This is a genomic window from Pseudomonas fluorescens (genome assembly GCF_003732425.1).
GTDB classification, from domain to species: Bacteria; Pseudomonadota; Gammaproteobacteria; order Pseudomonadales; family Pseudomonadaceae; genus Aquipseudomonas; species Aquipseudomonas fluorescens_BE.
Window position 1 is genome coordinate 1,085,322 of the sequence record NZ_MOBX01000013.1, and the last position, 10,506, is coordinate 1,095,827.

The 10,506-nt window shown below is 59.1% G+C and carries 11 protein-coding genes and 1 pseudogene; 8 read left to right on the forward strand and 4 right to left on the reverse strand.

All coding sequences use genetic code 11. The features are described from left to right. The first annotated feature begins 3 nt into the window (after positions 1-3). The 8 genes from nuoI to BK670_RS15445 all read left to right on the forward strand — a co-directional run bounded on the left by nuoI (position 4) and on the right by BK670_RS15445 (position 8,393). Positions 4-552: an NADH-quinone oxidoreductase subunit NuoI gene (gene nuoI / locus BK670_RS15410; RefSeq protein WP_003223795.1), complete on the forward strand. Its 549-nt coding sequence runs from the start codon at positions 4-6 to the stop codon at positions 550-552. A 9-nt stretch (positions 553-561) separates the two neighbouring features. Next, positions 562-1,062, forward strand: a complete 501-nt coding sequence (gene nuoJ / locus BK670_RS15415) for an NADH-quinone oxidoreductase subunit J (RefSeq protein WP_007951462.1) — start codon at positions 562-564, stop codon at positions 1,060-1,062. Positions 1,063-1,065: 3 nt separating this feature from the next. Next, complete coding sequence (nuoK, locus tag BK670_RS15420; RefSeq protein WP_003180046.1) at positions 1,066-1,374, forward strand: NADH-quinone oxidoreductase subunit NuoK; 309 nt, start codon at positions 1,066-1,068, stop codon at positions 1,372-1,374. Next, positions 1,371-3,224: an NADH-quinone oxidoreductase subunit L gene (nuoL, locus tag BK670_RS15425; protein ID WP_123450781.1), complete on the forward strand. Its 1,854-nt coding sequence runs from the start codon at positions 1,371-1,373 to the stop codon at positions 3,222-3,224. The genes nuoK and nuoL overlap by 4 nt, the downstream gene beginning before the upstream one ends. Positions 3,225-3,263: 39 nt before the next feature. Next, a complete protein-coding gene (gene nuoM / locus BK670_RS15430) occupies positions 3,264-4,796 on the forward strand; it encodes an NADH-quinone oxidoreductase subunit M (protein WP_016986254.1) in 1,533 nt (510 codons plus the stop codon). Positions 4,797-4,803: 7 nt separating this feature from the next. After that, positions 4,804-6,267, forward strand: a complete 1,464-nt coding sequence (gene nuoN / locus BK670_RS15435; RefSeq protein ID WP_007920173.1) for an NADH-quinone oxidoreductase subunit NuoN — start codon at positions 4,804-4,806, stop codon at positions 6,265-6,267. A gap of 277 nt (positions 6,268-6,544) precedes the next feature. Continuing rightward, a complete protein-coding gene (locus BK670_RS15440) occupies positions 6,545-6,730 on the forward strand; it encodes a hypothetical protein (RefSeq protein WP_123450783.1) in 186 nt (61 codons plus the stop codon). Positions 6,731-7,067: 337 nt separating this feature from the next. After that, positions 7,068-8,393 carry an OprD family porin gene (locus tag BK670_RS15445; RefSeq protein ID WP_123450785.1) on the forward strand — a complete coding sequence of 442 codons (1,326 nt, stop codon included), beginning with the start codon at positions 7,068-7,070 and terminating at the stop codon, positions 8,391-8,393. Positions 8,394-8,605: 212 nt separating this feature from the next. On the opposite strand, the gene BK670_RS15455 is transcribed toward BK670_RS15445, so the two are convergent. The 4 genes and pseudogenes from BK670_RS15455 to BK670_RS30245 form a co-directional block, all read right to left on the reverse strand. Further along, positions 8,606-8,986 (reverse strand): DUF6124 family protein, encoded by a 381-nt coding sequence (locus BK670_RS15455; RefSeq protein ID WP_123450787.1) that lies wholly within the window; start codon positions 8,984-8,986, stop codon positions 8,606-8,608. Between the two features lie 495 nt (positions 8,987-9,481). Next, on the reverse strand, positions 9,482-9,811 hold the full coding sequence (locus BK670_RS15465; protein WP_123450789.1) for a DUF2790 domain-containing protein: 330 nt from the start codon (positions 9,809-9,811) through the stop codon (positions 9,482-9,484). Between the two features lie 68 nt (positions 9,812-9,879). Beyond that, positions 9,880-10,080 carry a co-regulatory protein PtrA N-terminal domain-containing protein gene (locus BK670_RS15470; RefSeq protein ID WP_103306801.1) on the reverse strand — a complete coding sequence of 67 codons (201 nt, stop codon included), beginning with the start codon at positions 10,078-10,080 and terminating at the stop codon, positions 9,880-9,882. A gap of 249 nt (positions 10,081-10,329) precedes the next feature. Next, positions 10,330-10,473 (reverse strand): annotated as a pseudogene (locus BK670_RS30245) (efflux RND transporter permease subunit); the annotation flags it as partial. Between the last annotated feature and the right edge of the window lie 33 nt (positions 10,474-10,506).

Consider the following 10,506-nt stretch of genomic DNA (forward strand, 5'->3'; position numbering starts at 1 on the left):
CCCATGTTCAAATATATTGGCGACATCGTTAAGGGTACTGGTACCCAGTTGCGCAGCCTGGTCATGGTCTTCGGCCATGGCTTTCGCAAGCGCGACACCCTGCAATACCCGGAAGAGCCGGTCTACCTGCCGCCACGCTACCGTGGCCGTATCGTCCTGACCCGCGACCCCGATGGCGAAGAACGTTGCGTAGCCTGCAACCTGTGCGCCGTGGCTTGCCCGGTGGGTTGCATCTCGCTGCAGAAAGCTGAAACCGAAGACGGTCGCTGGTACCCGGACTTCTTCCGTATCAACTTCTCGCGCTGCATTTTCTGCGGTCTCTGCGAGGAAGCCTGTCCGACCACCGCAATCCAGCTGACCCCGGATTTCGAGATGGCCGAGTTCAAACGTCAGGACCTGGTGTACGAGAAAGAAGATCTGCTGATCTCCGGCCCCGGCAAAAACCCTGATTACAACTTCTATCGTGTTGCAGGTATGGCAATCGCTGGCAAGCCGAAAGGCTCCGCGCAGAACGAAGCCGAACCGATCAACGTGAAGAGCTTGCTGCCTTAAGGAAGAACGATGGAATTCGCTTTCTATTTCGCATCGGGTATCGCGGTTGTGTCCACGCTACGTGTGGTCACCAACACCAACCCTGTGCACGCCCTGCTCTACCTGATCATCTCGTTGATCGCCGTGGCCATGACCTTCTTCGCACTCGGCGCGCCGTTCGCCGGCGTGCTCGAAGTGATCGCCTACGCCGGCGCCATCATGGTGCTGTTCGTGTTCGTGGTGATGATGCTGAACCTCGGCCCGGCCTCGGTTCAGCAAGAACGCACCTGGCTCAAGCCCGGCATCTGGGCAGGACCGGTGATTCTCGCCGCGCTGCTGCTGGCCGAACTGCTGTATGTGCTGTTCGCTCACCAGAGCGGTCAGGCCATCGGCCACACCACCGTAGACGCGAAGGCCGTGGGCATCAGCCTGTTCGGCCCGTACCTGCTGGTGGTCGAACTCGCCTCGATGCTGCTGCTCGCCGCAGCCGTCACGGCGTTCCATTTGGGCCGTAACGAGGCGAAGGAGTAAGACATGCCTGCTATCCCTCTCGAACATGGATTGGCCGTCGCCGGCATCCTGTTCTGCCTTGGTCTGGTCGGCCTGATGGTCCGCCGCAACATTTTGTTCGTGTTGATGAGTCTGGAAGTGATGATGAACGCCTCTGCACTGGCCTTCATCGTTGCGGGCGCCCGCTGGGCGCAGCCGGATGGACAGATCATGTTCATCCTGGTGATCAGCCTTGCAGCCGCCGAGGCCAGTATTGGTCTGGCGATCCTGCTGCAACTGTATCGCCGCTTCCACACGCTCGATATCGACGCTGCCAGTGAGATGCGCGGATGAATCTTATCTTTCTGACTTTCGTATTCCCTCTGATCGGTTTCCTGCTGCTGTCGTTCTCCCGTGGACGCTGGTCGGAAAACCTCTCGGCGCTGATCGGCGTGGGTTCCATTGGCTTGTCGGCGATTGTCGCCGCCTACGTCATCTGGCAATTCAACGTCGCGCCTCCCGAAGGCGGTCACTACACCCTGGTGCTGTGGAAGTGGATGGCGGTCGAAGGCTTCAAGCCTGACTTCGCCCTCTACGTCGACGGCCTGTCGATCACCATGCTCGGCGTGGTGGTGGGCGTCGGTTTCCTGATCCACCTGTTCGCGTCCTGGTACATGCGCGGCGAAGCGGGTTACTCGCGCTTCTTCTCGTACACCAACCTGTTTATCGCCAGCATGCTGTTCCTGGTCCTGGGCGATAACCTGTTGTTCCTGTACTTCGGCTGGGAAGGCGTGGGCCTGTGCTCGTACCTGTTGATCGGTTTCTACTACAGCAACCGCAACAACGGTAACGCCGCACTCAAGGCCTTTATCGTGACCCGGATCGGCGACGTGTTCATGGCCATCGGCCTGTTCATTCTGTTCCAGCAAGTGGGCACGCTGAACATCCAGGAACTGCTGGTGCTGGCACCGCAGAAATTCCAGGTCGGCGACTTCTGGATCACTCTGGCGACCCTGATGCTGCTGGGTGGCGCAGTCGGTAAATCGGCACAACTGCCGCTGCAAACCTGGCTCGCGGACGCGATGGCCGGCCCTACCCCGGTTTCGGCACTGATCCACGCCGCCACCATGGTGACCGCCGGTGTCTACCTGATCGCCCGTACCCACGGTCTGTTCACCCTGGCGCCGGAAATCCTCCACCTGGTCGGCATCGTTGGTGGCGTGACCCTGGTACTGGCCGGTTTCGCCGCGCTGGTACAAACCGACATCAAACGTATCCTCGCCTACTCGACCATGAGCCAGATTGGCTACATGTTCCTGGCGCTGGGCGTTGGCGCCTGGGATGGCGCGATTTTCCACCTGATGACCCACGCCTTCTTCAAGGCCCTGCTGTTCCTTGCTTCCGGTGCGGTGATCGTTGCCTGCCACCACGAGCAGAACATCTTCAAGATGGGCGGTCTGTGGAAAAAACTGCCACTGGCCTACGCCAGCTTCATCGTCGGTGGTGCTGCTCTGGCTGCTCTGCCTCTGGTCACCGCAGGCTTCTACTCCAAGGACGAAATCCTTTGGGAAGCGTTCGCCAGCGGCAACCACGGTCTGCTTTACGCAGGTCTGGTCGGCGCGTTCATGACTTCGCTGTACACCTTCCGCCTGATCTTCATCACGTTCCACGGTGAAGCCAAGACCGAAGCCCACGCCGGTCACGGCATCGCTCACTGGCTGCCGCTGTCGGTGCTGATCGTGCTGTCGACCTTCGTCGGCGCCATGATCGTTCCACCGCTGCACGGCGTTCTGCCAGAAAGCGTTGGCCATGCCGGTGGCGAAGCCAAGCACAGTCTGGAAATCGCCTCGGGCGCCATTGCCCTGGCCGGTATCCTGCTGGCAGCGCTGCTGTTCCTCGGCAAGCGTCGCTTCGTCACGGCCATCGCCAACAGCGGCATCGGCCGTTTCCTTTCGGCCTGGTGGTTCGCTGCCTGGGGCTTCGACTGGATCTACGACAAACTGTTCGTCAAGCCTTACCTGGCGATCAGCCACGTACTGCGCAAAGACCCGCTCGACCAGACCATCGGTCTGATCCCGCGTATGGCCAAGGGTGGTCACACTGCCCTGAGCCGCACCGAGACCGGTCAACTGCGTTGGTACGCTGCTTCGATGGCTGCTGGTGCCGTGCTGGTTATCGGCGCCATCGTGCTGGTAGCGGTCTGATATGAACCTTGCGAATTTGCGAAAGGAAACGAGCCCGTCATGATTCTGCCTTGGCTAATCCTGATCCCCTTCATCGGCGGCCTGCTGTGCTGGATGGGTGAGCGCTTCGGCGCTACCCTGCCCCGCTGGATTGCGCTGTTGACCATGACCCTGGAACTCGCCCTCGGCCTCTGGCTGTGGGCCCACGGTGACTATTCATTTGCTCCGGCGCCTGGCGCCGATCCGACCTGGGCGCTTGAGTTCAAGCACGTCTGGATCCAGCGCTTCGGCATCAACGTGCACCTGGCGCTCGACGGCCTGTCGCTGTTGATGATCCTGCTGACCGGTCTGCTGGGTATCTTGTCGGTACTGTGCTCGTGGAAAGAGATTCAACGTCACGTTGGCTTCTTCCACCTGAACCTGATGTGGATCCTGGGCGGCGTTGTCGGCGTGTTCCTCGCCCTCGACCTGTTCATGTTCTTCTTCTTCTGGGAAATGATGCTGGTGCCGATGTACTTCCTCATCGCGCTCTGGGGTCACAGTTCTTCGGACGGCAAGAAAACCCGGATCTACGCAGCGACCAAGTTCTTCATCTTCACTCAGGCTTCCGGCCTGATCATGCTGGTGGCGATCCTCGGTCTGGTGCTGGTCAACTTCAACAACACTGGCGTGATTACTTTCAACTACGCCGACCTGTTGAAAACCAAGATGTCGATGACCACCGAGTACATCCTGATGCTCGGCTTCTTCATCGCCTTCGCGGTCAAGCTGCCTGTCGTACCGTTCCACTCCTGGTTGCCTGACGCTCACGCCCAGGCGCCGACTGCCGGTTCCGTCGACCTCGCCGGTATCCTGCTGAAAACCGCTGCTTACGGTCTGCTGCGTTTTGCTCTGCCGCTGTTCCCGAATGCTTCGGCCGAGTTTGCGCCGATCGCCATGACCCTCGGTCTGATCGGGATCTTCTACGGTGCGTTCCTCGCTTTCGCACAAACCGATATCAAGCGTCTGATCGCCTTCTCGTCCGTTTCCCACATGGGTTTCGTGTTGATCGGCATCTACTCCGGCAGCCAACTGGCCCTGCAAGGTGCAGTGATCCAGATGCTGGCGCACGGTGTATCGGCGGCGGCACTGTTTATCCTCAGCGGTCAGTTGTACGAGCGTCTGCACACTCGTGACATGCGTGAGATGGGCGGTCTGTGGTCGCGTATCGCTTACCTGCCGGCGATCAGCCTGTTCTTTGCAGCCGCCTCGTTGGGTCTGCCGGGTACCGGTAACTTTGTCGGCGAGTTCCTGATCCTGATCGGCTCTTTCGCCAGCTGGCCTTGGATCACTGCGATTGCCACCTCCGGTCTGGTGTTCGGTTCGGTCTACTCGCTGATCATGATCCACCGTGCTTACTTCGGTCCGTCCAAATCGGATTCGATCCTGCACGGTATGGACGCTCGCGAACTGATCATGGTGCTGGGCCTTGCGGTGCTGCTGGTTTACCTCGGCGTCTACCCGCAACCGTTCCTCGACACTTCTGCCGCCACGATGCATGGCGTTCAGCAGTGGCTCGGCACCGCCTTCACTCAACTCGCTTCGGCCCGGTAAGAGCGCTATGGAATTCACGATTCAACACTTTATTGCGCTTGCGCCACTGTTGATCACCAGCCTCACCATTATCGTGGTGATGCTGGCAATCGCCTGGCGCCGCAACCACTCGCAGACCTTCCTGATCTCGGTGGCGGGTCTGAACCTGGCTTTGCTGTCGATCCTGCCGGCCCTGAAAGTCGCGCCTCTGGCCGTGACCCCATTGCTGCAGATCGACACCTTCGCTTGCCTGTACATGGCGCTGATCCTGGTCGCCACCCTCGCCTGTGTGACCCTCGCCCACGCCTATCTGGGCGATGGCGGTTCGGGTTACCCGGGCAACCGTGAAGAACTGTACCTGCTGATCCTGATGGCCGCCGCCGGTGGTCTGGTTCTGGTCAGCGCGCAGCACCTGGCCGGCTTGTTCATCGGTCTGGAACTGCTCTCGGTACCGGTTTACGGTCTGGTGGCTTATGCCTTCTTCAACAAGCGTTCGCTGGAAGCCGGCATCAAGTACATGGTGCTGTCGGCCGCCGGTTCTGCGTTCCTGTTGTTCGGTATGGCGCTGCTGTACGCCGACTCGGGTTCGCTGAGCTTCGTTGGCATCGGTCAGGCGCTGGCCGCGACTGGCCTGCCTAGCTCGCTGGCGCAACTGGGCCTGGGCATGATGCTGATCGGTCTGGCGTTTAAGCTGTCGCTGGTACCGTTCCACCTGTGGACGCCAGACGTCTACGAAGGTGCTCCGGCACCGGTCGCTGCATTCCTTGCGACCGCGTCGAAGGTTGCCGTGTTCGCCGTGATGGTGCGTCTGTTCCAGATCTCCCCTGCCGCGAGCAGTGGCGTACTGAGCGACGTGCTGACCGTCATCGCCATCGCCTCGATCCTGTTCGGTAACCTGCTGGCCCTGACCCAGAGCAACCTCAAGCGTCTGCTCGGTTACTCGTCCATCGCGCACTTCGGCTACCTGCTGATCGCACTGGTGGCGAGCAAGGGTCTGGCGGTGGAAGCCATCGGCGTCTACCTGGTCACCTACGTGATCACCAGCCTCGGCGCGTTCGGTGTGATCACCCTGATGTCCTCGCCGTACAACGGCCGTGACGCCGACGCCCTGTACGAGTACCGCGGCCTGTTCTGGCGCCGTCCGTACCTGACCGCCGTCCTGACCGTGATGATGCTGTCCCTGGCCGGTATCCCGCTGACCGCTGGCTTCATCGGCAAGTTCTACATCATCGCCACCGGTGTTGAATCGCATCAGTGGTGGTTGGTGGGTTCGCTGGTACTGGGCAGCGCCATCGGCGTCTTCTACTACCTGCGCGTGATGGTCACCCTGTACCTGATCGAGCCAAACCTGCGTCGCCACGACGCCCAGCTGCACTGGGAACAGAAGGCAGGCGGCGTGATGCTGCTGGCCATCGCCCTGGTCGCGTTCTTCCTGGGTGTGTACCCGCAGCCATTGCTGACTCTGGTTCAGCAGGCGGGTCTGGCGGGCTGATTGCTCGGCTGGAACTGGCTACAAACGGAAACGGCACCTTCGGGTGCCGTTTTTGTTTTTGTGGGATTTAACATCAAAAAGATCGCAGCCTTCGGCAGCTCCTACATTGGGATGGTATGCGGTCTGTAGGAGCTGCCGAAGGCTGCGATCTTTTGACTTACAACGCTCTCCCCTTTTTAGGAATTTGCCTGCAAACCCGTGAGCAACGGCTGACATTCCGTAGAAGACATTTGTAGTTAAATTTGAGGATCACCTATCAAGTGGAGATCCACGAACCATGAAGCGGGATATTTATTCAGAATTGATGGATGGCATTGGTGCGATAGCCAGAGAACGCCAAGGCAAAATCACATTGAAGAAGACGCGTGTAAAACGGATCGGCGACACGAAGGGCAAACTCATACTTCCCGCCGAAACTGATGCCTCTCTATCACACGGTTTGCTGGATACCTTCGAACGATAAAAAGCCACATCTGCACTCATGCGACCTATCAGACTCACTCAGACCACTGTGGGAGCGAGCCTGCTCCGGGCGGCGCTCCGACGAAGGCGTAGGCACTTTCAACATCTTGATTGGCTGACACTCCGCTTTCGCGAGCAGGCTCGCTCCCACAGTCTTGTGTAGCGTTCACTCAATCCATATAGCCACATGACGAAATTGTAATTCCCTCATCACCCTGGCGTTATCCGCAGCTTGCAACGATGTGACCCGGCGACCAATGCCGGCGGGCCCTGCTCCGCCGAACAATAAAACCCACGCCGAAGCACGTTCCCGTTCTGCCGAACCCAAGGAGTGTTTGATGGTTAACAATACAAAAATGTCGATGGCCGCTTTAGCGGTGGTGGTTGGCTCCGGGCCGTCCATGGTGTTTGCAGAAGAAAAAGCCGAAGGCTTTATCGAAGGCAGCAGCCTGACGGTGCTCAACCGTAACTTCTATTTCAATCGTGAGCACCGCAACGGCCAGTCCAGCCCGACCGGCAACGGTTATTCCGAAGCCTGGTCGCATGCGGTGATCAGCAAGTTCGAATCCGGCTTTACCCAAGGCACCGTCGGGGTCGGTGTTGATGCGTTTGCGATGATCGGTTTGAAACTCGACACCGGTGACGGGCGCAACGGTGGGCGCAGTTCGTTTGATGTGTTGCCGGTCAACAGTGACGGCGAGGCGCGGGACGAATACACCAAGGTCGGTGGCGCGGCGAAAGTGCGGGCATTCGATACGGTGGTCAAGGTCGGTGACGTGTTCCCGGCCAACCCGGTAGTGGCGGCGGGTGACTCGCGTTTGCTGCCGGAAAGCTTTCGCGGCGTGACGGCGACCAACACCAGTATTGAAGGTCTATCGGTGCAGGGCGGTCGACTGCACGCGATGAGCCAACCGGTGTCCAGCGACATGCGCGAGAACTTTGCGACCTTCTATGCCGGCCCGGTCAATTCGCCGTGGATCGCTTACGGCGGCGGCGATTATGTGCTGAACAAAAACCTCAGTTTCAGCCTGTACTCCAGTCGCCTCAAGGATGCCTGGAATCAGTACTACGCCGGCACCGCGTGGACGTATCCGCTGTCGGATGACTTGTCGCTGTTTGGCGGTTTGAATTACTACAAGGCAGTCGACGAGGGCAAACAACTGCTCGGCGAGTTCGACAACAACATCTGGAGCGGCCGTGTCGGCGTCAAACTCGGCGCGCATTCCGTCGCCCTCTCCCACCAGCGCAACAACGGCAACGACGATTTCGATTACCTGCGCCAGTCCGATTCGATCTTCCTCGACAACTCCATCCAGTACAGCGACTTCAACTCGCCCAAGGAGCGTTCGTGGATGGTGCGCTACGACCTCGACATGAGCACCTATGGCGTGCCCGGTTTGTCGTTCATGACCCGTTATGCGCGCGGCACCGACGCTGATTATTCCAACGCCAACGCCGTGTACATGCGTCGCGATGCCGAGGGCAATCCGCTGACCGATCAGAAACGCTGGGAGCGCGATATCGAAGTCAAATACGTGGTGCAGAGCGGTTCGATGAAAGACTTGTCCTTACGTTTGCGCCAGGCCACAACCCGCGCCACGGCGTTCGAGTCGGATCTGGATGAAGTGCGGGTGATTGTCGAGTATCCGTTGGCGATTCTCTGAGTTTACGAGCAATGCACATTCACCTTTGGAAGCTCCTTGCTCCTTTGGAAAGAGGTGAATTTTTTGGCGTCCTTTGGGGCGCCTTTTTTATGTCCGGACTTCAACGCAACGCCAAAACCTGTGGGAGCGAGCCTGCTCGCGAAGACGTCGGCACAGCCAACGCCATCGTCGGTTGACTCACCGCTTTCGCGAGCAGGCTCGCTCCCACACGATTATGCGGTGGGCTCGACGTTATCCAGCGCCCTGTTCACCGCCAGCTCACCAAGCATCACCACTTGCGCGATCCCCAGCAACGTCTTGCGATGCGTGCCTTGCAGCAGCGCCGCGAAGTCGCCGAGCATGACGCTGGCCGAGCCCAGGGATTCGCTGGCGTTGGCCAGCAGGGATTCGGTGTCGGCCTTCGGATTAACCTGGAACATCTGGTTCTGGACGTAGGGCGTGGCCATGAGGGCGGCGGTGGGTTTGAGGTAGAAATCGAGGGCGCGGTCGGCGGCTTCGTGGAGTTTTCGGGTGTCGACGGAGGCGTAGGGGGAAGTTGAGTTGGCGTCGGGGATGGCGTCTGCTTCGGGGGGATTGGGTGTTGGCTTTTTCATGTTTTTTCTCCTTCAGAACGTTGGAGCTGACCCGATCGGTTCCACGCGATGGGGTGGCAGCTGTACGCAGGTTGGAACCCGGGGAACGGAGAAACCCGGCAGACTCGAAGTCTCCCGCGCACAGCCGCCATAACAGACTGCACACCATGAAGGTGCGCAAGCATACGTCATGAAAGACGCTTTGGCGCTGACACGTTCTCCGGGGTTCCACTCCCGATCGCTGAATTGGCAGCGACCCACACAGCCTAGAGAGCCGACGTCCGACGGACAACCTGAAAACATTGTGGGAAGCTTCTGTATTTCCCACACAACCTTTAAACATCCCGAATCGAAATACACATCGTCATATCGCCCCCCCCTGTAGGAGCTGCCGAAGGCTGCGATCTTTTGATTTTGATTTTAAAGATCAAGATCAAAAGATCGCAGCCTTCGGCAGCTCCTACAGGGGACCGCGTTTTGATCGTTGCGGGGCGCTCGCGTTTTGATTGGGGCAGATCACCCGCGCTGGCGGCATTCGCCGGCCACGGTGTATCTGATGGTGTTGAGCTGGCCTTTCGAGTCTTCGTAGGTCATGACGGTGGGGACGACGGCACAAGTCGCCGGCGGCTTGACGACGCTTACGACTTTGACCACATCCAGCTTCATCCCGTACTCGTAATCCTTCACCACCGGCGCCGCTTTGCCTTGGTTGGCGGCGTATTGCTCCATGGCTTTGGCGTTGGCACTGAATGCGCGCTCAAACGTGCGGTCACCACCGCCCTCGGCCAGTACATTCATGGACAGCGCCATAACGCCGGCGAGGGTCATCCACTTGATCAACTTCATGTTCAATTCCTCCATAAAAAAGCCCGGCATCGATGCGCGATGACAGGCTTGTTCCAGCACGGCTGCGTTTACAGGTCTTGAGTCTTGTCGTCTTTCTTGTCATTGACGACGACCGGGTCACGGGCCTGTTCCCGAGCAACGTACAGCTCCACAGAACGGTCGTTGGCGGTCATCATTTTTTCGAAAGTGCGGTCGCCGCCGCCTTCGGCCATGGCCAGGGAAGACAGCGCCAGGGCTGCGGTGAAGGCACTGATTTGGGCGAATTTCATCTTTGATTCCTCGTTTAAGTAGCTGACGGGATCAAGGTAACAATCCGAACCTATCGGGACGGTGGCGCAGGGATTACATATTCGTAATGTGGACACACTAGAGAATCTGCAGGCCTGAAAAGTAACTGTGGCGAGGGAGCTTGCTCCCGCTGGGGCGCGCAGCGGCCCTCGCTCTTCTTTTGAAGAAAGCGGGGCCTGCTGCGCAGTCCAGCGGGAGCAAGCTCCCTCGCCACAGGGTTGTGTTCACAATCAGGTGGGGACTGAGTCCTCATCCCGGCGATGGGTGAGTTGATACAGCGCCGGCAAAATCAGCAGCGTCAGGATCGTGGAGGACAGGATTCCACCGATCACTACGGTTGCTAGCGGTCGCTGCACCTCCGCGCCAGTGCCGTGAAGGCACTGACTTGGGCAAATTTCATCGTTGAT